We start from the raw sequence: 21859 nt of genomic DNA, 5'->3' as shown, positions 1-21859 counted from the left end.
GAATTTTGCTTTTTTAGATCGCAAGGAACACCGCGTCGCAGTCTTTCGGTTTGCAGTCGGGAACGTGTTTGCGAAAGTCGCCTTTCACTGCCGGTGAAGGTGGCATTATTTCAAATCGGGATAAAGATGGCGCCCACAATTTAAGCAACTACAGGTGGATCGTGAACGAAATGGACGTAGGTTGGGAAATTTAATAATGAAACTTCATCGTTTCTTGACATTTTTGTGAAGGTCGCCCCGCAAACTTGACGTCAAGGAAGCTCGAATCACATCAAATTTGCAGCGAATCGCTACTGCGCTAGAGCGGATTTCATGCTGGTTTCTGGGAAGCAGGTCGGGCTGCGTCCAGTCACTTGTTGCCAGCGCCCAATCGAGCGGCGAGTCTTGAACCCCGGCAATCCATCCGCACCGCCGACATCATGGCCCTGGTTTTCCAACGCCCGTTGCATGGCTGCGATATCTGACCGGTACAAGGTATCAACCTTGCCCCAGCGGGCTTTGAAGTCCCCAACGCCATACTGAATGCGGTCTCCGACATGGCCCACGAACAGAGCGTAGAGATCGCTTTTGTTGTAATCCTTGAGAACGTAGAAATTCGGCGTGACGATAAAGGCGGGTCCCTTGCGTCCAGCTGGCATCATCAGAAACCCCTCACCCGGCAGTTCGTGTGGTGGAAATGGCTTGCCAGATACGCGGGTGATCCCCATGGCAGCCCAGTCCTGAATAGGTCGACCCTGATCCGGTCCTTCCAACGCACAGGTTATCTGGGTTGGAACCGTGACCTCGAACCCCCAGTCGCGTCCGGTGACCCAGCCATGTTGCGACAGGAAATGCCCGATGGAGGCGATTGTATCTTCGGCCGAGCCCCAGATGTCGGACCGCCCGTCGCCATTTCCATCCGCGGCAAAGGTTAGGAAGTTCGAAGGCATGAATTGCGGTTGACCCAACGCGCCCGCCCAGCTGCTTTTCAACGTGCCCGTTGGGGCGTGGCCGGCCTCGGCAATTTGCAGTGCGGCGATCAACTCGTCGGTGAAATACGCGGCCCGGGTACTCATGAACCCTTTTGTCCCCAACACCTGAAAGGCATCGTGGCGGATGGGTACTTGGCCATACCCGCTTTCCCGGCCCCAAATGGCCAGGATGATCCGTCCGGGAACCCCGGTTTCCGCCTCGACCCGCGCCAGGGTCTTGGCGTGACGCCGCGCCATCTGCCGCCCTGTAGCAGTTGCACCCTGAACGGAACCGGCATTGAAGTATCGGCCAGGTGATCCAAATTCAGCCTGTTTTTGCTGTTTGGGTGTCTGAGCAGAACTGCCCGGCGGCACCAGATCGGGCAACTTCCAGTTGAGCGTTACCCCACCAAAGGCCCGCTGCATGGTTGCGCGTGAAACACCTTGGGCCTTGGCACGCGGCCAGACTGTATCCTGCAGCCACGCCTGAAACTGGCGTTCGACCGCCGCACGATCCTGTGCGTTTGCACTTGTCGAAAGGCACCAAAGGCTGAGGGCGAGAATAATCCAACGCATCACCAAAATGTCTCACCCGGCTGCGATGCCAAGTCAACCGCATCATCGAAGGCGATTTGCACGATCCTAATGCTGTGGTTGTTCAGGCAGGGCGTGAAACAATCGACGGTTTTGGAAAAAACCTTGAGAAAATCTGTGACTCTGCCGATAGTTGGCCGAAACGAAGGCTTAAGAGGACTATCAGGCGTGGCCTTACTCAAACCTTCAGCAATGGCATTGGTGATCGCGGTTGTTGTGACCTCGGCACAGATGGCGTGGGCAAGCAACAGCTTCATGGACCCGCAAGGCCCTATTGCGGCGGTTCAGAAAACCCACCTGCTGCGGGCGACTGTTCTGATCATGATCGCCGTATTGCCGGTTTTAGTATTGGTGCCGCTGATCGCCTTGCGGTACCGGCGGCGCAAGGGCAGCGCGGCAGAGTACCGGCCCAAATGGGATTTCTCGGGCAAGCTGGAATTTGCCATGTGGGGCGTACCGGTCGTGATCGTGGCGCTGCTTTCGTTTTACCTGTGGAAAGCCACCCACCGGCTGGACCCTTACGCCGCTCCGTTCGGTGAAACACCCGCGCTGAACGTGCAGGTTGTTGGCCTCGATTGGAAATGGCTGTTCATTTACCCCGATCTTGGTATCGCCACCGTTGGAGAGTTCGGCATTCCTGTCAAACAGCAAGTGGCGATGACGCTGACGACGGATACGGTGATGCAATCCTTTATGATCCCTGCCCTGGCGGGGCAGATCTACGCGATGCCGGGGATGACAACTCAGCTGCATCTGGTCGCCGATACGCCTGAGACGATGCAGGGCGAAAACACGCAGTATAATGGGCGGGGTTTTACCAAGCAGAAGTTTCTGACTCAGGCGATGCAGGCCGAAGACTTCAATGCCTGGGTTGAAAGTGTTCGCACCCAGGGGATCCCTATGACCGAAGACACGTACAGAACGCTGGCCATGCGCACGGATCGGGATGAGGTACAGGCAGCATTGGGGACCTCATTGATGCCACTCAATGCGCTCTATTTTACGCTGGAGGACGGTGATCTGTTCCAGTCCATTTTGCACCGCTATCACGGTGGGCAACCGTTGCCACGCGATCAACAACCGGGAACCGCTGAATACGGGCAAGAGGGCGCGCAATGACCGAAACAGGATTCTTTGGCCGTCTGAACTGGGATGCCTTCCCGATCACGGGTCTGATCCAAAACCCTAACGCAAACGAAATTGTGGCCAACGCGGCGGCGGCCGTTGTGATTGTAGGCGTCATTGTCGTGGTCGGATCACTGACATGGTTCCGCCTGTGGGGGCCTTTGTGGCGCGACTGGCTGACCAGCGCAGATCATAAGAAAATCGGCATTATGTACATCGTCTTTGCCATCGTCATGCTGGCGCGTGGCGTGCTTGAGGGCGTGGTCATGCGCGCCCAACAGGCTGCAGGCCCCGGTGACGGGTTCCTTGAGGCCGAACATTTCGCCGAGTTGTTCAGCACCCATGGCACGATCATGGTGTTCTTTGTCGCCGTGCCCTTTGTCTTCGGGCTCGCGAATTACCTTATTCCACTGATGATCGGTGCGCGGGATGTGGCCTTTCCGGTAATGAACCAGATCAGTCTGGGCCTGACCGTCTCGGCGGGCATGATGCTGATGGTGTCGCTGGTGGTTGGCAATTTCTCGACCGGCGGGTGGACAGCCTATCCGCCCTATACCGGTGCTGCCTTTAATCCCGGCGTGGGGCCGGATTACTGGATATGGGCCATTGTTGTCTCAGGCATCGGTACCACGCTGACGGGGATCAACTTTGCAGTCACGATCTATAAGCTGCGGGCGCCGGGGATGAAGTTCATGCGGCTGCCAATGTATTGCTGGACAATCATCAGCAGCTCGATCCTGATCATCTTTGCCATGCCGCCGCTCGGCGTGGCCGCACTGATGCTGGCGGCGGATCGGTATCTGGATTTCCATTTTTTCACCAACGACCTTGGCGGCAACATGATGAACTATGCCAACCTGTTCTGGCTGTTCGGCCACCCCGAGGTCTATCTGCTGGTTCTGCCCGCCTATGGTATCTATTCCGAGGTTTTCGCCACATTCTCGGCCAAACGGCTTTACGGGTACAACTCGCTAGTGATTGCCACAATGTGCATCGCGGTGCTGTCCTTTACGGTCTGGCTGCACCATTTCTTTACTATGGGCCAAAGCGCGCTGATCAATGCTGTGTTCGGCATCGCTACCATGCTGATCGCCATTCCAACCGGGGTGAAGGTCTATGACTGGATGGCGACTTTGTATCGTGGCCGAATCAGGTTTTCGGTGCCGATGCTGTACGGTCTGTCCTTTCTGATGTTGTTTGTGATTGGTGGCTTGTCGGGTGTGATCCTTGCCAACCCGACGGTCGATTATCAGGTGCATAACACTCTGTTCCTTGTGGCGCATTTCCACAATGTTCTGTTGCCGGGCGTACTGTTCGGCCTGCTGGCCGGATACAATTACTGGTTCCCCAAAGCTTTTGGGTTCCGGCTGAACGAGCGTTGGGGGCGCATCACAGTGGTATTGTGGACGGTTGGGTTCATGCTGACTTTCTTGCCGCTTTATTTCGTTGGCCTCATGGGGATGCCGCGCCGGTCGTTCAGTTGGGAAGACCCCAGTTTCCACCCCTATATGATCATCGCCGTCATCGGCGCGCTGGTGATCTTGTCGGCGCTGTTGGCGGTGGTTATGCAATTGTGGGTCAGTATCCGCGACCGGGAAAACACCCGCGTACCAGTCGGCGATCCGTGGGATGCGCGCACGCTGGAATGGTCGATCCCGTCGCCGCCGCCGCCCTACAATTTTGCCGTCATCCCGCAGGTGACGGATCGGGATAACTTTGCCGCCGCAAAGGAACGGGGTGAGGCCTATCCGACACCTGATGAGTACGAAGATATCTCGATGCCGCGCAACACTGGGATCGGGTTCATCCTGTGTGTACTCAGCGGAGTCTGGATGTTCGCATTGGTCTGGTGGATCTGGTGGCTGGCCGCACTGGTAACAGCGTTGATGTTGCTGTCCTTCATCCTGTGGACCTTCAGGCTGGACACCGAAGAGGTCATCCCCGCCGAGGAGGTTCGCAAACAACACGAAGCCTGGCTTGATTTGGTGCGCAGCTCTGCACCGGTGGATCGCGATCATGAAATCGCTCCGGAAAATCGCGGCCTTGCCCGCCCTGACCTGGAGGCAGTGACATGAAACGCGCACCGACGCACAGCTATCCGGGGCTGAACCTCGGCCGGCGGCATGCAAGCGCGGACCAGGCCGCCGAGGTTGTCACTTTTGGATTCTGGGTCTTTCTGATGAGCGATCTGGTCTATTTCGGCCTGATGTTCGCCATTTACATCACCATGATCGATGCACAGGCTGGCGGGCCCGGTCCGCACGAGCTGTTCGATCTGAGAAGCATCTTTGCCCAGACGATAATCCTTTTGACCAGCAGCCTTACCGTGGGGCTGGCAATGCTGGCGCTGAAATACAACCTGCCCAGATGGCGGATCGTGTTCTGGTTCTGCGTGACGCTGGTATTGGGTCTCAGCTTTCTGGTGCTGGAAATCCGCGATTTCGTGGCGATGACCGAAAAAGGCGGTGTCCCTCAACGCAGCGGGTTTCTATCGGCCTTCTACGGTCTGGTGCCGCTGCATGGGTTGCACGTGGCTGCTGGGTGCTTGTGGTTGATCGTGTTGGGCATTCAGCTGCGCCTGTTTGGCTTGACCGATCTGCTGATGTCGCGCGTGGTTCGGTTGGCATTGTTTTGGCACTTTCTCGACCTGATCTGGATCGGGATTATCACCATCGTTTATTTCGGAGGGCTGACCTATGGATAAGCGCAGCGAGATGCACCGGCGCGAGCGTCGGCGCTACATAATTGGCTATGGTGGCTCGCTTTTGCTGACAGGGGCGGTGTTCGCGATAGCCTATAAATACGGCATCGAGACCAAAGGGGTTTACCTTTCAATCGCGTTATTGGGGTTGGCGCAATTGATCGTACAACTGGTCTATTTCCTGCATATTGATCGCCGCCGCAGCAGCCGGGAAGACCTGGATTTGATCCTTTTCTCCACGCTGGTGCTATTGATCATCATCCTTGGAACTGTCTGGATCATGGGCAATCTGGCGGTGCGAATGCACACCTATCCGATGTAGCCAATTGTTTGAGGCCTGACCTATGAAAGCCCTTGCCGTTGCAGCCATGCTTATTGCTATCGGTGCAGGACTGTTCCTGTTTTGGCGTCATGAAGAGCGTTACCCTTCAACGAATGATGCGTATGTTGGTGCGAATATCATCAACGTGGCAGCACAAGTTACCGGGCAAGTGGCCGAGGTTCCGATCACGGAAAATCAGCCGATTAAGGCAGGGGATCTGCTGTTCACCATTGACGAAACGCAATTCAAGGCATCCGTCGATCAAGCACGGGCCGATCTGGACAGCGCCATGCAACAGGTTCAAACCATTTCCACCCAGATTTCGGCAGCTGAAGCGGCTGTAAATTCCGCTCAGTCGGCCTTTGATACGGCCAAAAGTAATTTTGAACGCAACAAGGCGTTATACTCGGACGGGGACGTGGCGCAGGTCACGCTGGATCAGGCGACGACGGAATTCGCGCAGGCCTCGGCCCGGCTGACCGCCAGCCAGGCTGCGCTGTTGGCTCTGCAAAGCAGTGTGGCCGCAAAGCAGGACAACGTCCTTTCTGCACGCGCGCAGCTTGAGATTGCAAAAGCGGATTTGGATTGGACCAAGGTCTATGCAGCGGCGGATGGTTGGATTGCTAACCTGACCTTGCGGCCAGGTTCAGCGGTGGCCGCCAATGCGCCGCAGTTTTCGATTGTCGAGTCTTCGGACTGGTGGGTGGATGCGAATTTCAAGGAAACCGCTCTGCCGCGCATTCGTCCGGGCCAACCGGTTACGGTTCAGATCGACATGCTGCCGGGTGTGACGCTGACGGGCAAGGTCGCCTCGATCGGGCGCGGCTCGGGGGATACTTTCTCGCTTTTACCGTCCGAGAATGCCAGCGGCAATTGGGTCAAGGTCACCCGCCGCTTTGCGGTGCGCGTTGAACTTGATCCGACCGATGTGCCCCTGCGTGTGGGTGGCAGCAGCAAAGTGACTGTGGACACGACCGTCGATCAGGCAGAAAAATGACGGGATCGGCGGCCAGCCGCGTCAATCCGGTGATTGTGATCGCCGTTGTTCTCAGCGCTATACTCGAGGTGTTGGACAGCACCATTGTCAATGTAGCACTACCGCATGTTCAGGCCGCTTTCGGGGCCACGACCGATCAGGCAACGTGGATATTGACCAGCTATATCGTCTCGGCTGTCGTGGTCATGCCGCTGACCGGGTTTGTTGCCCGCCGGGTCGGACGGCGGCGGCTGATCCTGACCGCCATCACGGGCTTTACCGCTATGTCCGTCATGTGCGGCTTGTCGTGGAGCCTTGAGACAATCGTCTTCTTCCGACTGGCGCAGGGCATGTTCGGTGCGTTCCTAATCCCGTTGTCGCAATCCATCCTGTTTGATGCCTATCCCCGCGAAAAACGCGGGCAGGCGATGGCTGTTTTTGGTCTGGGCGTCGTGGTTGCCCCCGTCTTGGGGCCGACAGTCGGGGCCACCCTGACCGAGTATTTCTCGTGGCGAATGGTGTTTTTCGTAAACCTGCCGGTGGCGGCCATGGCCCTGCTGTTGCTGGCCGGAGAGCTGCCGGATGATGAAACCGAAGAGGTCAAGATCGACTGGATCGGTTTGGCCTTGCTGGCCATCGGCATTGGGTGCCTGCAATACATACTGGATCAGGGGGAAACCAAGGATTGGTTGACCTCTCGTGTGATACAGGTGGCGCTGATCGCGTCGGTTCTGGGCGCGTTGGGGTTTGTTGTTCATGCGCTCAGCTCGAAGCGCCCCGTCGTTGATCTACGCCTTTTCGCGGACCGGAATTTTGCCCTGTGCAATCTGGTCATCGCAGGGTTTGCGATCTCGCTATTTGGAGGCATCGCGATCCTGCCAACTTTTGTGCAGAACCTGCTGGACTATCCGGTCATCGCCTCAGGCCATTTGTTCATTCCGCGGGGTATTACGGCGGGTCTGTCCATGGTGGTTACTGGCGCTGTACTGGTGCATCGTTTTGATCCGCGTATTCTGGCCGGGCTGGGCATGGCGTTGACGGCGGTAAGCAACTTAATGATGGGCGCGCTAAATATGAATGCGGGGTTTTGGGAGCTGGCCTGGCCGGGTGCCGTCAGCGGTCTGGGTATGGGGTTGGTCTTTGTGCCCATGTCGATTCTGGCGTTCGAGAGTATTTCGAAAACCCGGCAGGACGAAGCGTCTGGATTGTTCAACGTAACCCGTCAGTTGGGCTCGTCGGTTGGAATTTCGCTTGTTGGTACTTGGGTGGTGCGCGGGTTGCAGACGAATACCGCTGTGCTTGGCCAGAATGTGACCCCCTACAACCCGGCTGCTCAGGCTTATCTGCAACCGCTTGGCCTGACGCCCGACAGTGCGCAAGGCGCTGCCATACTGGGGCAAGCGATCAGCCAGCAGGCTGAACTGATTTCATATCTGACCGTTTTCAATAACCTGGGTTTGCTGGCCCTGGCGACGATTCCTTTGCTGTTTTTCTGCCGCGCCCCTAAGCCAGGCACACAGTCTGCTGTTCCCGCGCACTAGTGTGTCAGGAACAATCCCAGCAACAAGGCAAGCCAACACAAGATCAGGCTAAGTAGAATATTCCCCGCCGCCAGCGCAATCGTGCGTTGCCGCCGCAACTCCAGCGACTGATAAGCAAAGCTTGAGAAAGTGGTAAACCCACCACAAAACCCGAAAACCAGCCGTCTTTCTTCCTCGCCCAAATCAACCGACCCACCCAGGTAACCGATCCACAGACCCAGAAGCAGGCTGCCCAGAATATTCACAATCAGCGTTGCAAACGGCAGGTCGTGGCGAACCCGCAGGGCGACCCAATGGCGCAGCACTGCGCCCAGACCGCCGCCCAGCCCGAACATGGCGTGCAGGTACAGCTCAGTCATTTTGCTGGCCTCTGCCCTGGGAGACGCCGTCCGATAGCCTCACCCAGAACGGCTGCCGCGAGGCCAACCGCTATTTCCAGACCAGCAGCCGAAATAGCGCCCCAAAGATGCGTTGCCGCCATACGCTCCAGCTCAGCCACAAATGAGGAAAACGTAGACAGACCACCGCAAAACCCGACGGCGCCTAGATGCAATACATGCGCATGCACGCGATACCGCACTGCATAAAGCCAACCGAGTATGAAACAGGCCACAATATTGATCCCAAACGTGGCCGTCAGAATCGGAGCGCCGGGGATCTGGGCCGAGAGCGCCTCGCGCAGCAACGACCCCGCAGCGCCCCCTACGAAAACGGCAGCAAACGTGATGGCCGTGGTCCGGACGGCGGGTCGGGTCTGTGTCACGGCCTGGATTCCTGCCCAATTTCACCTTTGTTTTGGCATACCTATTGGGGCAAGGGGGATCAACAGTGGCTCTGTATTCTGCCTGTTTCGTAATCTAACCTGATCGCGTGATGTTTGGTTCAAACGCTTGCAATCAAAAACCGAATTGATCCACGCTTGCCATTAGCCGGTTTGGCAACACCTTGGGAGAGCGCAAAATGATTGTACGTCAACTCTATTACTTCCTCAGCTACGTGTGTTTGCCGCTGACTGTGTTGTGGGGGCTGTACTGGCCACCGGCGCATTGGTTACTGGTCCTGCTGATCCCCTACGCAGTGGTAGGCCTGTATGACATGCTGACCACAAAGCATAACGTTCTGAACAATTATCCGGTTCTGGGGCATTTCCGGTACATGCTGGAATTTGTCAGCCCGGAAATCCGCCAATACTTTGTTGAGACCAACGAAAGCGGGCGCCCCTATAACCGTATTATCCGCAGCCTGGTCTATTCGCGCGCCAAGGGGCAGATGGATACACAGGCTTTTGGCACACAATTCGACATCATGACCGTAGGGTATCACCGGGCAAACCATTCACTTGCACCCAAAGAGGTGGCCGAAAGTGAGGAACGGGTCATGCTGGGCGGACCCCAGTGTACCAAACCCTATAATGCCTCGCGTCTGAACGTATCCGCCATGAGTTTCGGCGCACTCAGCGCCAATGCGATCCGGGCGTTAAATGGCGGTGCCAAGGATGGGGGGTTTGCGCATAACACGGGTGAGGGTGGGTTGTCTCCGCACCATCTGGCCGAGGGCGGTGATATCATCTGGCAGATCGGTACGGGTTATTTTGGATGCCGTACGCTCGAAGGAACGTTCGATAAGGATAAATTCGCTGAAAAAGCCCAAAAAGATGTGGTCAAGGCGATTGAAATCAAACTGTCGCAGGGCGCGAAACCATCCCATGGCGGGGTTCTGCCTGCGGCTAAGGTGGATAAGGAAATCGCCGAAATCCGCCACGTACCCGAGCATCAGGATGTCATATCTCCTCCCATCCATTCGGCTTTTGAAGGCCCGACGGGTTTGATGCATTTCGTTCAGCACCTGCGTGAATTGTCAGGCGGAAAACCCGTCGGTTTCAAGCTGTGCATTGGACGTCCTTCCGAGTTTATGGCGATCTGCAAGGCGATGTTGGAAACTGGAATTTTGCCCGACTTTATTACCATTGACGGTGCCGAAGGGGGCACCGGGGCGGCTCCGGTTGAATTCACCAACCGCCTCGGCGTGCCCCTGAACGAGGCGTTGATCTTTGTTAACAACTGCCTGCGTGGCGCTGGTTTGCGCGACAAGATGCGGATCATCTGCTCGGGCAAGGTGGCCACGGGCTATGACATGGTCGAGAAATTTGCGCTTGGGGCTGATATGTGCAACGCGGCGCGGGCGATGATGTTTGCGGTTGGCTGCATACAGGCGTTGCATTGCAATACGAACCGCTGCCCTTCGGGTGTCGCCACACAAGACCCGGTCCGGGGACGGGCAGTGAACGTGCCGCAAAAACGCGTTCGGGTGCAGCGCTTTCATGACGCCACGCTGGAAAGCTTTCGAGAGCTTTTGGGAGCTATGGGTAAAGAAAAAGTCTCTGACCTGCATCCAAGCGATATCCGCTGTCGTAACGCGGATGAACACGAGCGGTCCTATGCCGAAATGTACACTTTTATTGATGAAGGCGCCTTGCTGACCGATACGCCCCCCGAAGCCTTTGCTGCGGATTGGAAAATGGCATCGGCAAGTCATTTTTAAGTTTTTTTCGACCCGCCGCCAAGGATTGACCTTTCTGGTCCGTCTTACTCATCGTGATGCGTATGACAACTTCGGATGAGGATCTGGCCAAAGCTGCCGCAAAGGGGGACGCGGATGCGTTCGCTGCCCTTCTTGCGCGCCATTACGACCGGATTTTTCGTCTGGCTTTTCGGTTGAGTGGGCGCGGTGATCAGGCCGAAGATTTGACACAGGATATCTGCGCCGCCTTACCAACCAAGATTGTTGGGTTTCGGGCGCAGGCCAAATTCACCACTTGGCTGTATCGTGTTGTCGTCAACGCCGCCGAAGATGCGCGCCGTCGGCAAGCCAGTCACAGCCGTGCTGCGGTCGGGTGGGGCGATGTCGAGCAGATGCGCCGGGCGGAAGCGGCGGAAACCGCCGAAGCCGTCGACTGGCTACAACGGGCCATGCGCGCCTTACCGCAAGAATTGCAGGACACCTTGGCCCTGACGCTTGAGGATGAAATGACTCATGCCCAGGCGGCACAGGTACTGGGCGTGTCTGAGGGCACAGTGTCTTGGCGCATGTCGGATATCCGCAAACGCCTGCGCGCCCTGCGGCAAGAGGAGCTGGCTCAATGACAGACGATCTTGAAGATTTCAAAACCTTGATGAATGCCGCCACCCCCGCGCCGGATGCGCAGCGTCGGGTGGAAAATCTGCAGCAGGCGCAGAAAAGTTTCGCCCGCGCCCAAGGATTGCAGTCTGGCGCGCGTCCGACTGTCAAGCGAGGCCCAATAGCCCGCCTGACAGAAGGAGCGAAGTCCATGTCGAATGTCCTGACGCATCGCGGCGCATTGACCGCAACAACTGCAATCGCCGCAGTGGCCTTGGTGGTGATCCTGCCACAGACGCGGGATTACATGTTGAATCCATCCCCACTACCGAACGATGAACGCTTTGAATCCCGGACCAAAACAGAAGAGGCGGATCAAGACAGTGAATTGTCTTTCGCCGTTCCCGACAGCGCGGTTTCAGAACCCGTGGTCGAAGCGCCTGTTGTGATGGAGGACTCGATCGCGCCTCGATCGCGTCCCAATGCATCGAGTAAAATACAAACCGGTGGCCTGGGTGTGACAAGTGAGAGCTATTCCAGTTCGGGATTAGTTGGAGATACCCAACCCTTGGTGCCGTCGCCGGACCAACGCGTTGTTGTTCTGGCACCCGAACAAAATACCGAAGATTTTGCCAACGCCGACACCAATCCATTGAAGGTCACTGCCGAAGATCCCGTGTCGACCTTCTCGATTGATGTCGACACGTCCTCATATTCGATTGTCCGATCCTCTTTGATGCGCGGTCAGTTGCCGCCGAAAGATGCGGTGCGGGTTGAAGAGATGGTGAATTACTTCCCCTACAGCTATCCCGCGCCCGAAAGTGATGTGCCGTTCCGGCCTTCGATTTCGGTGACCCCAACACCCTGGAACGAAGGCACGCAGCTGGTCCATATCGGCATTCAGGGTGCGCTTCCGCAAATCGAAGATCGCCCACCGCTGAACCTGGTGTTTCTGATCGACACGTCGGGTTCGATGCAAAATACCGACAAACTGCCGCTGCTGAAACAATCTTTCCGCCTGATGCTATCGGAATTGCGGCCCGAAGATCAGGTGTCAATCGTCACTTACGCGGGCGGCGCCGGGCAAGTGCTGGAGCCGACGGCGGCGTCGGAACGGTCCAAAATCCTAAACGCGCTGGACCAATTGGAGGCCGGGGGTTCGACCGCCGGGCAGGCCGGGTTGCAGCAGGCCTATCAGGTGGCGGAAAGCATGGTTGAGGATGGCGAGGTCACCCGCGTTATCCTGGCCACGGATGGTGATTTCAATGTTGGCCTGTCGGACCCGGACGCTTTGAAAGATTTCATAGCCCAAAAACGCGACAGCGGCACGTTTCTAAGCGTTCTGGGCTTTGGTCGGGGAAATCTGGACGATGCGACCATGCAGGCGCTGGCGCAGAATGGGAACGGGCAGGCGGCCTATATCGATACATTAAGCGAGGCACGCAAGGTTCTGGTCGATCAGCTGACCGGCGTGCTGTTTCCGATTGCCAATGACGTCAAAATACAGGTCGAATTCAACCCGGCGCAGATCGCCGAATACCGTCTGATCGGGTATGAAACCCGTGCTTTGCAGCGCGAAGATTTCGCGAACGATAAGGTGGACGCGGGCGATATCGGGGCCGGTCATACGGTGACTGCGATTTACGAAGTGACACCTGTGGGGTCGGACGCCATCCGAAATGGTCCCTTGCGCTATGCGGAACAAGCGGTGTCCGAGGGATCGGACGAAATAGGGTTTTTCAAACTGCGTTACAAATCCCCTGGTGTTGCAGAAAGCCAATTGATCCAGCATCCAATCCTGCCGGGGCAGGGGGCCGTAACTGAAGATGTGGAATTCTCATACGCCATTGCGGGCTTTGGGCAGTTGCTGCGCGGCGGGGAATATTTAGGCTCGTGGTCCTATGCGGATGCGATTGCGCTTGCTAATGAGGCAAAGGGTGAGGACCCGTTCGGGTATCGTGCCGAAGCCATCACATTGATGCGTTTGGCCCAGACATTGTCTCAATGAAACCGGTATGCGGGCGCTGAAACCTAAGAGCGCCCGTTTACCTACCCTAAAATCGATCAGAATTATTCGCGGCGTGGGTGTTGATCTTGCGCACACTCCATTCCACCGCATCCCGCATGGTCTTGCCCAACGCATCATCGAACGCTCGGACCAGATCAGGAGTTTTATCGCTGGCGGCGACCACATATTCCCGGAAGGAATCTGACGCGATGATCTTGTCTTCGAACTCGTCGATGATCTTGATGTTCATTCGAACTTCGACCCGTACAGTTGACGATCCATCGTCTTCGGCAATCACAAGGCCCTGAAATTCCCGCAAGTCCGGAACGATGACATAGTCCGCGCGCAACCCAACGGTCGAACGACCAACGGCAGCCACCTTGCCGCTGTTTTCATAGCTTTCCACCAGCAGCGCCTGAACGATCAGCGGCGCGCGGTCCACCCAACGCGCCCGAGGCAGATACTGGACCTGCAACGGTGTGGGTTGAATAGCAATCTGATCGGTGTTGACGGCTGCGGTGGCCGTTGGTTCCTGCACCACGACCTGTTTTTGAATGCGCGGCAACGAAGACGAAAACGTGCTTTTTGGTGTCAACAAGTACAAATCATTAGGCTTTGATGCCTGCCTGAGCGTTCCCAGCCCCGCGCATCCCCCCAGCGACACCAGGGCGAGAACCACAAGTAAATGCCTAATCATTGGCGAAACTCCGATGCTTGGGTTCCAAGAAGGAATCGCGCGGGATCACGTTCGACCTTATCCACCAGACGATCCAGGCTGATGACCAGTCGTTGCGATTCTTCGATAAAGCGGGTGAACTGCGGCAGGCCGACCCGCAAGAAATCGGACAGCTGACGGCGGTTGTCCTGGACGATACCGTCGATGGTGCCCAGCAGTTCCGAGGCTGATTTCGATGCGCTCAGGATATCGGCGGATATGTCGTCTAGACGTTGGGTGACGTTCTTCACAGTCGCGGATACCTCATTTGCGGCTGTACGGATGTCGTTCATTACAGTGCCGACGTCTTCGGTTATGACTTTGTTGGCCGAGTCAAAGGCACGTTCTGCCGAAGCCAGGGTGCCCTCTGCCATCTCCATTGTGCCAGTGATCGATCCGAGGGTTTTGTTGGCGTTCACGAAGGTCTCGGTGATGGTTGCCAATGATACCCCGGCCTCGCCCGTCAGGCTGTTCAGGTTCTCGGCCAAGGTTGTGGCCCGTTCGATAAAGGGTCGGATATCTTCCTCTATCACACTGTTCGCTGTTTCGATGGTGACCTTGACGCTCCCCAGGGCTTCGGTTGCCGAGTCCGATGCGGTTTTCACGCTTTTCAGCGTATCCGTGCCGGTTGTCAGGGTCGTTTCGGCGGTGTCGGCCAACTGATCCAGTCGATCTGTGAAATCGCCAAGCTTTTTGGCGGCGCCCCCAAGATCCGTCGACAGGTTCTCGAAATCCGAAAGCGTCTTTTCCAACTTGCCTGAAGCGGATGCCAGATTGTCGAGAATGTCGCTGACGTATTTGCGGTTCTTGTCATCGACTACGGCATTGAGGTTTTCCAGCAGGGTAACGGCCTCGTCCAGCACCTTCGGGGCACCCTCAAACAACGATTGAATGGCGCTGCGTTTGCTTTTAATCACACTGTCTTGTGGCAGTTTTGTGCCGCTGGCGGACCCGCCGGTCAGTTCCACGTAACTAACGCCCGTGACACCCAGTGATTGCAACTGCGCAATTGTGTCTTCGGTTACGGGGATGTCTGCGTCGACCTCAAGCCTGACCCGTACCTTGGACGGATCGTCCTCGTCCAGATTCAGCGAAATAACCTGACCGACCGGCAGACCATTGTAGCTGACGCCACCAGCCGCTGACAGGCCAGATACGTTGTCGAACAGCACATCATAATAGGCGTATTGCCGCGACACCTCGAATTTCGCCAACCATAGGAAAAAGCCGAATGCACCAAGGATGCCCGCAAGGGTGAAGGCGCCGATCAGGATATAATTCGCTCGGGTTTCCATGGCCTCTACCTGTCCTGCCCCTTCTTTTGCGCCGCGCGCGCCCGGGGGCCGGTGAAGTATTCCTGTACCCAAGGATGGTCGACTTTGGTCATTTCTTCAATCCGTCCTTCAACCAGAACGCGTTTTTCGGCCAGCACTGCGACACGATCGCAAATGGCATAGAGGCTATCGAGATCATGCGTAACCATAAACACTGTTAGCCCCAGCGCGTGCTGCAACTCGCCGATCAACTCGTCATAAGCCGCCGCCCCGATCGGGTCCAACCCGGCGGTGGGTTCGTCCAGAAACACGATCTCGGGGTCCAGTGCCAGTGCGCGGGCCAAGGCTGCGCGTTTGCGCATACCCCCGGACAGTTCTGACGGAAACTTGCCGCAGCTCAGTTGTGGCAGACCCACAAGACTGATCTTCAGGCTGCCAAGGGCACACATCAGCTTTTCACTTAACCCGGTGTGTTCGCGCAGCGGGGCCATGACGTTCTGCAAAACTGTCAGAGACGAAAACAGTGCGCCATCCTGAAAGGCCACGCCCCAATGCCGTTCGATGCGGCGACGTTCCTGTTCGGGTCCGTTCAGGACGTCGACACCCAATACTTCGATGCTGCCTGCGGCGGGTCTGTTCAACCCAACAATCGTGCGCAACAGCACCGACTTGCCGGTGCCCGATCCGCCAACGATGCCCAATACTTCACCGCGCCAGACGTCCAGGTTGAGGTTCTGATGCACCACCTGCGTTCCAAACTGGTTGGTCAGATTGCGCACGCGGATCACTGCCTCGCGCTGAGCGCCGGTTTCCGAGGTCTTTTCAAGCACGCTCCCGTCCATGTCAGACCTCCAACACCGAGAAGAAGATCGAAAACAGCGCGTCCAGTGCAATCACCATAAAGATCGACTGCACAACGGAGGCTGTTGTTCTTTGGCCGACGCTCTGGGCCGATCCCTTGACCTGCATTGCCTGCCAACAGGCGATAACGCCGATGACCACGGCAAAAAACGGGGCTTTGATCATGCCGATGGCAAAATGCCAGATGCCGGTGCTTTCCTTCAGCCGCGTCACGAACATGCCGGGGCTGATGCCAAGATCAATCCAGCTCATCAAACCCCCACCGATCAGGGCGGCCATATCCGCAATGAAACCCAGGATCGGCAACATGATCAACAAAGCGACGACGCGCGGGATCACCAGCACTTCGATCGGGTCAAGGCCCAGCGTGCGCATGGCGTCGATCTCTTCCTGCACTTTCATCGATCCGATTGACGCGGTGAAAGCCGACCCGGACCGGCCCGCAACAATAATGGCTGTCAGCAGGATACCCAGCTCGCGCAGCACCGAGATCGAGATCAGTTCGACCACGAAAATCTCGGCTCCGAATTGTTTCAGCTGAGTGGCCCCCTGAAAAGCCAGCACAACGCCGATCAAAAACCCCATCAGGGCAACAATCGGGATGGCCCTAAAACCCGTTTCCTCCATCTGAGATACCAGCGCTGCCTGTCGCAGCCGCCATGGCATAATAATGGTGCGGGCCAACCGATGCAGAGTCAGGCCCAGAAAGCCCAGCATCGAAAGGGTGTCTTTCCAGGCCCCGGCCGTGCCTTGACCAACGCTGGCGACCCAATCAACAAAACTGCGGTGTTCCGCTTCGATACCGGAATCGTCAGGTATGTTCTTGGCTACAGTGTCCAACAGGGCGGACTGAGCCGGGCTTAACCCTTCGAACCGAACCTCGGCGCCTACGGCCCTGTTTCGCCGGGCCAAATCGGCAACCAGCCATGCGCCACCGGTATCCAGCGCCTCGACCTGAGACAGATCAAACGTGACGTTGCCACCCTGGGGTTGAGTTGAGGCAAAAGCCTGTTCTACCGACGCCAGAGATTTGGTGAGCATTTCACCCGAAATACGCAGGCAGACGCCGTCGGCGTCATGTTCCGAATGTATCATGGGCTGCGTCATGGTCGTATGTGATGTGAAACCACGTTGTGCTGCAACGGATTTTTACGCTGTGACCAGATTTGCCGCCATACCATAGCAGGGGTGTGACAATTTGGGTCCGCCTGACGCTAGCCATGTGCGCCATCCCCTTAAATGACTGTTTTTTGTACGTGATACGAAAAAAAGCGTGCTCAAATATCAGCGCGATGAACGGCTTGCCGCGACCACGGAACCAAGTCAAAGTCTGCAGCGGAAACGCCTCGTTGGAATCAAGGTAAGTGTCATGAAGCACGCGGGAAATGTCCTGTTCATCATTATTGATCAGTTGCGGGCAGATTGCCTGAACGGTGCCCTTGCGGATCACGTCGATCTACCGAACATGCGGGCTTTCATGGATGAGGCCGTGACATTTGACCGCCACTTTTCGGTCACCAATCCTTGCGGGCCTTCGCGGGCCTCGATCCTGACTGGGCAATATGCGATGAATCACCGCTCGGTCCGCAATGGCACACCGCTGCGGCATGATACGCCGAATATCGCGACCGAGATGCGTAAGGCCGGTTACCTGCCCATGCTGTTCGGCTATACCGATACCTCGGCCGATCCGCGTGTGCATGACGCAGGTGACCCAGTTCTGAAATCCTATGAGAACCCGATGGCCGGGTTTGATGAAATCGTCGAGATGCGGTTGGAGGAATCCTACCCGTGGCGATCCCACCTGATGCAGAAAGGATACCGCTTTGACGATTACTGGGACGTTCATAAACCGGTGTCACCGACCGGAGATGCACCGCGCCTGAATGATCCGGCCCTGTACCCGGCCGAAGACAGCGACACGGCCTTTTTGACCGACACATTCCTGAACAGTCTTGCCCCGCTCAAGGGCCAGAACTGGTTTGCCCATTTGACCTATATCCGACCACACCCACCGCTGGTGGCCCCCGCGCCGTACAATGACATGTACGATCCGGCGTCATTGCCACTGCCTGCGGGTAGCTCTGATGCAACTGAAGAGCGGGCGATGCATCCTTTCTTTGGTCCAACGATGGACAAGCAGACGGCTGCGGATTTCGTGCTTGGTTTCGATCACGTTGACCCCACGGTTGAGAATATCCAGACGCTGCGCTCGGTCTATCTGGGGCTGGCAACCGAAGTGGATCATCATGTCGGTCGCGTTATCCAGTACCTGAAAGACAGCGGGCAATACGACGATACGCTGCTGGTGATCACCGCCGATCACGGCGAGATGCTGGGTGATCGGCACAGCTGGGGCAAGATGACAGTCTATGACGCGGCCTATCATACGCCGCTGATGATCCGGGTGCCGGGTAATGAATCTCAGGCGGGCAAGGTAGTGTCTGCGCCAACCGAGTCGGTCGATATAACCCCGACGATCCTTGAATGGGTTGGTCAGACGGTTCCGAATGCGATGGATGGCCGGTCCTTGTTGCCGCTTTTGCGTGGCGAAGTGCCTGAGGATTGGCGCAGCTATTCTTTTAGCGAGCTTGATTTCTCGGAACCCGAAAACCCTACGTTGTGGCAACAGCAATTGGGCACGGGCAACAGCGACTCGTGTTTGGGCATTCTGCGCGACGAGCGGTTCACTTTGGTCGAATTTGCGGCTGATTTGCCGCCGCTGCTTTTCGATCACGACGGCAAGGGAGAGCTGGAGGATGTTGCAAGCAACCCCGATCATGCGGTGGACCTGGCGCGTTTGGGGCGGCTAATGTTGCGGCATCGGATGCGAAACATGGACCATACGCTGTCGCTGCATTCCATCACGCCGGATGGGGCAAAGTCCAAACCGCGGTACTGATCCAATCTGTCCTATACACCTGTGACGAAACCGGTGCTACGCATGGTTCGCGGAGAGGGCGAATTTGGACATAACTGAACAACAGATAAAGTCGATGACCAGTGCGGGTCTGAACCTGATCGGTCAGGCCCTGTCGATCTACGACAGCCAATTGCGGCTTGTGGTCAGTAACCACCGTTTTCAGGATATGTTCGACCTGCCGGATGAACTTGTGCAGCCCGGAGCGCTGTTCGCCGACACGATCCGCTATCTGGTTGAGCACGGTGAATATGGTGAAGTTACTGATGTCGAGGATGCCGTCGCTCAGCGGGTTCAACAGGCGCTGGCGTTCGAGCCTCATTACATGGAACGTGTGCGCGCCAACGGCTGCGTGATTTCGGTCGAAGGTGCGCCTTTGCCCACAGGCGGTTGGGTATCCGTCTACACCGATATCACCAACACCAAACAGGCCGAGGCCCTGCTGCGTGCCCGGTCCGAGGAACTGTCGGATCAATTGCTGGACCGCGCCGAGGAGCTTTTGGCAGCCAACCGGAAACTCGCGGCGACCAACTCTGCGCTGGAAGAGGCCAAACGTCAGCTGACCGAGATCGAAGCCCGCACACGCATGACGACCGAGATGATGCCGGCCCATATTGCCCATCTGAATCCAGACGGGCGGTATGATTACTCCAACCGACGGCTCAGCTCGGTCATGCCGGGTCGACCTTCTGAAATTCTGGATATGCACATATCTGACGCGTTGGGTGCTGCGGCCTTTACCCGTGTAGAACCTTACCTGCTCAAAGCCTATGGCGGTGAAACGTCGGTGTTCGAGTTCACAGAGGATCAGGATTCCCGCCGCATCCGCGTGTCGTTTTCACCAGATGGTGAGGGGGGCGTCTATGTGATGTCTGTCGATATTACCGAGGAAACGCAGGCGCGTGTGGCCCTGCAACAGACACGTCGCCGGGCCATGGCGGCGCAGATGACCAGTGGGTTGGCGCATGATTTCTCGAACCTGTTGACCATCATTCTGGGTATGCAGTCCCGGTTGGAAAAGATGGATTTGTCCGAAGCCGCGCGAGAGCTTGTGGCCGCGACCCAGCAAACCGCGCTGAGGGGCGGGCAATTGCTGAACCGGATTGCGGATATGACTGGCAACCGAACATTTCAACCAAAAGCAACCGACATGCGCGGCTTGTTGGAAGACTTACGCATCCTCGCCTCGCCATCCCTGCCACGCGGCGTCGGCCTGTCGGTAGTCAACACTCTGCCGGATGAGGCGCTGATGCTGGACCCGGGCATGGTGCAGGACGCGTTGTTGAACCTTGTTCTGAACGCGCGCGATGCCTGTGGTGGATTTGGTCAGGTGACGATCAGCGCGCATAAGATCGGAGAGATCTGGATTGAAATTGCGGTCACCGATACCGGACCGGGTTTTTCCGAGGAAGGTTTGGAGAAAGCCCTGAACCCTTTCTTTACGACCAAGGGCAGCAAAGGGTCGGGGCTGGGTCTGCCGATGGTCTATGATACTGTAAAACTGGCAGGCGGAGACCTGAACCTTCGCAACACGCCTTCGGGCGCAGCGGTGGCCATGCGATTGCCCTATCGTCCAGCCCCGCCAGTGAAGGATGGGCTGGTCCTGCTTGTCGAAGACAATGATGATCTGCGCGGGCAGTTCCGCGATATGCTGGTCGATCTTGGATGTTCGGTGATCGAGGCAACCTCGGTCGATGAAGCCCTGGCTTTAACGGCGGATATTGACGATATCGCGCTGGTACTGTCAGACATCCGACTGGAAGGGCAGGGGACGGGTCTTGACCTGTTGGCGCAGTTGAAGCCAGGCTTGGTGTGTATTTTGATGACCTCGTTGCCCTATTCTGACCCGCTGCACCGGCAAGCGCTGACACTGGCGCCGGTCCTGAGTAAACCGTTTACGCGGGCACAGCTGTCCGCCCTGATCCGAACCGAGGGCACCTGATGACTCAACCGCTGGTCACCATTGTCGATGATGAACCCGAAATCCGACGTGTTCTGACCGACGCGCTGGAAGAGGCCGGATTCCGCACCCAAAGCTTTGCCCGGGCGCGGGAATTCGAGGCTGCGCTGAAACGTGTGACGCCGGATGTGTGCCTGGTTGATCTGTCCCTACCCGATACGGACGGGTTGGCGTTGGTGCATCGGCTGGCACTGGAACAGGGGGCAGCGGTGATCATCATCTCAGGTCGGGCGCAGGTGCAAGATCGTGTGACCGGGCTAGAGCTTGGGGCGGATGATTACATTACCAAGCCGTTCGACCCGGCCGAGGTTGTGGCCCGCATTCGGGCCAGATTGCGGTCCCCTCGCCAGCAGACCTCGCAGTCGGATGTGGCGATGTTCAATGGTTGGACTGCGTATTTTGACCGCTATGTCCTGATCGATGCCAGTGGCGCAGAGACACCGTTCAGCCATGCGGAGGGGGAAGTTCTGCGATTGTTTTTGGACAGCCCGAAACGCCTGATCAGCCGATCTCAGATGCAAGAGGCACTGGGCGGTGCGGCTGGCGACAGCTTTGACCGGGCAATGGATGTGCGCATCTCTCGGTTGCGCACCAAGCTGGGCGAAGATCCGAAAAACCCGCGCCTGATAAAGACCATCTACGGCGCAGGTTACATTTTTCTGGGGGACGTCGAGTGGCGGTAAAGCGCCTATCAATAGCTGGAAGGCGGTCTTATACTAGAGCTCATGTTGTGAATAATTTAGCAAAACCACTTCGTTACACAAAAAATAGGACAAAATCCTAAACCTGATGTCA

At 57.0% G+C, this 21859-nt stretch carries 20 protein-coding genes; 12 read left to right on the top strand and 8 right to left on the bottom strand.

Annotation, left to right across the window (positions count from 1 at the left end; translation table 11 throughout):
* Positions 1-290: 290 nt before the first annotated feature.
* Positions 291-1526: a lytic murein transglycosylase gene (locus ACR3EP_RS20575; RefSeq protein WP_480639260.1), complete on the bottom strand. Its 1236-nt coding sequence runs from the start codon at positions 1524-1526 to the stop codon at positions 291-293.
* On the bottom strand, positions 1526-1801 hold the full coding sequence (locus ACR3EP_RS20570) for a hypothetical protein (RefSeq protein ID WP_480639259.1): 276 nt from the start codon (positions 1799-1801) through the stop codon (positions 1526-1528). Before ACR3EP_RS20570 ends, ACR3EP_RS20575 begins: the two co-directional genes overlap by 1 nt.
* Here ACR3EP_RS20570 and ACR3EP_RS20565 point away from each other — a divergent pair.
* Genes ACR3EP_RS20565 through ACR3EP_RS20540 form a run of 6 tightly spaced genes read left to right on the top strand, consistent with a single transcriptional unit; the run spans position 1800 to position 8209 of the window.
* The gene (locus tag ACR3EP_RS20565) at positions 1800-2663 is read left to right on the top strand and encodes a cytochrome ubiquinol oxidase subunit II (protein WP_480639258.1); all 864 of its coding nucleotides are present in this window, start codon (positions 1800-1802) and stop codon (positions 2661-2663) included. The two genes, ACR3EP_RS20570 and ACR3EP_RS20565, sit on opposite strands and share 2 nt — an antisense overlap.
* On the top strand, positions 2660-4744 hold the full coding sequence (locus ACR3EP_RS20560) for a cbb3-type cytochrome c oxidase subunit I (protein WP_170349987.1): 2085 nt from the start codon (positions 2660-2662) through the stop codon (positions 4742-4744). Before ACR3EP_RS20565 ends, ACR3EP_RS20560 begins: the two co-directional genes overlap by 4 nt.
* Positions 4741-5373: a cytochrome c oxidase subunit 3 gene (locus ACR3EP_RS20555; protein ID WP_170349988.1), complete on the top strand. Its 633-nt coding sequence runs from the start codon at positions 4741-4743 to the stop codon at positions 5371-5373. The genes ACR3EP_RS20560 and ACR3EP_RS20555 overlap by 4 nt, the downstream gene beginning before the upstream one ends.
* Positions 5366-5692, top strand: coding sequence for a cytochrome o ubiquinol oxidase subunit IV (locus tag ACR3EP_RS20550; protein WP_170376942.1), 327 nt, complete (start codon positions 5366-5368; stop codon positions 5690-5692). The genes ACR3EP_RS20555 and ACR3EP_RS20550 overlap by 8 nt, the downstream gene beginning before the upstream one ends.
* A 22-nt stretch (positions 5693-5714) precedes the next feature.
* Positions 5715-6689 carry an HlyD family secretion protein gene (locus ACR3EP_RS20545; RefSeq protein ID WP_480639257.1) on the top strand — a complete coding sequence of 325 codons (975 nt, stop codon included), beginning with the start codon at positions 5715-5717 and terminating at the stop codon, positions 6687-6689.
* Complete coding sequence (locus ACR3EP_RS20540; protein ID WP_480639256.1) at positions 6686-8209, top strand: DHA2 family efflux MFS transporter permease subunit; 1524 nt, start codon at positions 6686-6688, stop codon at positions 8207-8209. Before ACR3EP_RS20545 ends, ACR3EP_RS20540 begins: the two co-directional genes overlap by 4 nt.
* Here the strand turns inward: ACR3EP_RS20540 and ACR3EP_RS20535 are convergent.
* Both ACR3EP_RS20535 and ACR3EP_RS20530 read right to left on the bottom strand, forming a co-directional pair.
* Complete coding sequence (locus ACR3EP_RS20535; RefSeq protein WP_480639255.1) at positions 8206-8568, bottom strand: fluoride efflux transporter FluC; 363 nt, start codon at positions 8566-8568, stop codon at positions 8206-8208. The two genes, ACR3EP_RS20540 and ACR3EP_RS20535, sit on opposite strands and share 4 nt — an antisense overlap.
* Positions 8565-8972, bottom strand: coding sequence for a fluoride efflux transporter FluC (locus ACR3EP_RS20530; protein WP_480639254.1), 408 nt, complete (start codon positions 8970-8972; stop codon positions 8565-8567). Before ACR3EP_RS20530 ends, ACR3EP_RS20535 begins: the two co-directional genes overlap by 4 nt.
* Before the next feature lie 197 nt (positions 8973-9169).
* Between ACR3EP_RS20530 and ACR3EP_RS20525 the strand changes: the two genes are divergently transcribed.
* The 3 genes from ACR3EP_RS20525 (at position 9170) to ACR3EP_RS20515 (ending at position 13334) form a co-directional block, all read left to right on the top strand.
* Positions 9170-10750: an FMN-binding glutamate synthase family protein gene (locus ACR3EP_RS20525; protein WP_170349993.1), complete on the top strand. Its 1581-nt coding sequence runs from the start codon at positions 9170-9172 to the stop codon at positions 10748-10750.
* 62 nt (positions 10751-10812) lie between these two features.
* On the top strand, positions 10813-11352 hold the full coding sequence (locus ACR3EP_RS20520; protein ID WP_170361811.1) for an RNA polymerase sigma factor: 540 nt from the start codon (positions 10813-10815) through the stop codon (positions 11350-11352).
* On the top strand, positions 11349-13334 hold the full coding sequence (locus tag ACR3EP_RS20515; RefSeq protein WP_480639253.1) for a vWA domain-containing protein: 1986 nt from the start codon (positions 11349-11351) through the stop codon (positions 13332-13334). The genes ACR3EP_RS20520 and ACR3EP_RS20515 overlap by 4 nt, the downstream gene beginning before the upstream one ends.
* Before the next feature lie 46 nt (positions 13335-13380).
* Here the strand turns inward: ACR3EP_RS20515 and ACR3EP_RS20510 are convergent, their stop codons facing one another.
* The 4 genes from ACR3EP_RS20510 to ACR3EP_RS20495 all read right to left on the bottom strand — a co-directional run bounded on the left by ACR3EP_RS20510 (position 13381) and on the right by ACR3EP_RS20495 (position 17279).
* Entirely contained in the window at positions 13381-13932 is a 552-nt protein-coding gene (locus ACR3EP_RS20510; protein WP_254428493.1) for an ABC-type transport auxiliary lipoprotein family protein, read from the bottom strand.
* A 95-nt stretch (positions 13933-14027) separates the two neighbouring features.
* Positions 14028-15344 carry an MlaD family protein gene (locus ACR3EP_RS20505; RefSeq protein WP_480639252.1) on the bottom strand — a complete coding sequence of 439 codons (1317 nt, stop codon included), beginning with the start codon at positions 15342-15344 and terminating at the stop codon, positions 14028-14030.
* Between the two features lie 5 nt (positions 15345-15349).
* A complete protein-coding gene (locus ACR3EP_RS20500; RefSeq protein WP_170349998.1) occupies positions 15350-16165 on the bottom strand; it encodes an ABC transporter ATP-binding protein in 816 nt (271 codons plus the stop codon).
* Between the two features lies 1 nt (position 16166).
* The gene (locus tag ACR3EP_RS20495; RefSeq protein ID WP_480639251.1) at positions 16167-17279 is read right to left on the bottom strand and encodes an ABC transporter permease; all 1113 of its coding nucleotides are present in this window, start codon (positions 17277-17279) and stop codon (positions 16167-16169) included.
* Positions 17280-17553: 274 nt separating this feature from the next.
* Here ACR3EP_RS20495 and ACR3EP_RS20490 point away from each other — a divergent pair, with 274 nt between their 5' ends.
* The 3 genes from ACR3EP_RS20490 (at position 17554) to ACR3EP_RS20480 (ending at position 21747) form a co-directional block, all read left to right on the top strand.
* Positions 17554-19086, top strand: coding sequence for a sulfatase-like hydrolase/transferase (locus ACR3EP_RS20490; RefSeq protein ID WP_170361815.1), 1533 nt, complete (start codon positions 17554-17556; stop codon positions 19084-19086).
* A gap of 94 nt (positions 19087-19180) precedes the next feature.
* Complete coding sequence (locus ACR3EP_RS20485; protein ID WP_480639357.1) at positions 19181-21046, top strand: hybrid sensor histidine kinase/response regulator; 1866 nt, start codon at positions 19181-19183, stop codon at positions 21044-21046.
* A complete protein-coding gene (locus ACR3EP_RS20480) occupies positions 21046-21747 on the top strand; it encodes a response regulator transcription factor (RefSeq protein ID WP_170350002.1) in 702 nt (233 codons plus the stop codon). The genes ACR3EP_RS20485 and ACR3EP_RS20480 overlap by 1 nt, the downstream gene beginning before the upstream one ends.
* The last annotated feature ends 112 nt before the right edge of the window (positions 21748-21859 follow it).

The organism is Ruegeria sp. BB10, assembly GCF_056535725.1.
Note: the sequence above shows the minus strand (reverse complement) of the source record. Positions and strands in the feature narration are given on the sequence as shown.

Bases quoted from the DNA above. Each gene is read 5' to 3' on its own strand.
- ACR3EP_RS20575 (WP_480639260.1), bottom strand. From the start codon at position 1,526: ATGCGTTGGATTATTCTCGCCCTCAGCCTTTGGTGCCTTTCGACAAGT.
- ACR3EP_RS20565 (WP_480639258.1), top strand. From the start codon at position 1,800: ATGGACCCGCAAGGCCCTATTGCGGCGGTTCAGAAAACCCACCTGCTG.
- ACR3EP_RS20570 (WP_480639259.1), bottom strand. From the start codon at position 1,801: ATGAAGCTGTTGCTTGCCCACGCCATCTGTGCCGAGGTCACAACAACC.
- ACR3EP_RS20560 (WP_170349987.1), top strand. From the start codon at position 2,660: ATGACCGAAACAGGATTCTTTGGCCGTCTGAACTGGGATGCCTTCCCG.
- ACR3EP_RS20555 (WP_170349988.1), top strand. From the start codon at position 4,741: ATGAAACGCGCACCGACGCACAGCTATCCGGGGCTGAACCTCGGCCGG.
- ACR3EP_RS20550 (WP_170376942.1), top strand. From the start codon at position 5,366: ATGGATAAGCGCAGCGAGATGCACCGGCGCGAGCGTCGGCGCTACATA.
- ACR3EP_RS20545 (WP_480639257.1), top strand. From the start codon at position 5,715: ATGAAAGCCCTTGCCGTTGCAGCCATGCTTATTGCTATCGGTGCAGGA.
- ACR3EP_RS20540 (WP_480639256.1), top strand. From the start codon at position 6,686: ATGACGGGATCGGCGGCCAGCCGCGTCAATCCGGTGATTGTGATCGCC.
- ACR3EP_RS20535 (WP_480639255.1), bottom strand. From the start codon at position 8,568: ATGACTGAGCTGTACCTGCACGCCATGTTCGGGCTGGGCGGCGGTCTG.
- ACR3EP_RS20525 (WP_170349993.1), top strand. From the start codon at position 9,170: ATGATTGTACGTCAACTCTATTACTTCCTCAGCTACGTGTGTTTGCCG.
- ACR3EP_RS20520 (WP_170361811.1), top strand. From the start codon at position 10,813: ATGACAACTTCGGATGAGGATCTGGCCAAAGCTGCCGCAAAGGGGGAC.
- ACR3EP_RS20515 (WP_480639253.1), top strand. From the start codon at position 11,349: ATGACAGACGATCTTGAAGATTTCAAAACCTTGATGAATGCCGCCACC.
- ACR3EP_RS20505 (WP_480639252.1), bottom strand. From the start codon at position 15,344: ATGGAAACCCGAGCGAATTATATCCTGATCGGCGCCTTCACCCTTGCG.
- ACR3EP_RS20500 (WP_170349998.1), bottom strand. From the start codon at position 16,165: ATGGACGGGAGCGTGCTTGAAAAGACCTCGGAAACCGGCGCTCAGCGC.
- ACR3EP_RS20495 (WP_480639251.1), bottom strand. From the start codon at position 17,279: ATGATACATTCGGAACATGACGCCGACGGCGTCTGCCTGCGTATTTCG.
- ACR3EP_RS20490 (WP_170361815.1), top strand. From the start codon at position 17,554: ATGAAGCACGCGGGAAATGTCCTGTTCATCATTATTGATCAGTTGCGG.
- ACR3EP_RS20485 (WP_480639357.1), top strand. From the start codon at position 19,181: ATGACCAGTGCGGGTCTGAACCTGATCGGTCAGGCCCTGTCGATCTAC.
- ACR3EP_RS20480 (WP_170350002.1), top strand. From the start codon at position 21,046: ATGACTCAACCGCTGGTCACCATTGTCGATGATGAACCCGAAATCCGA.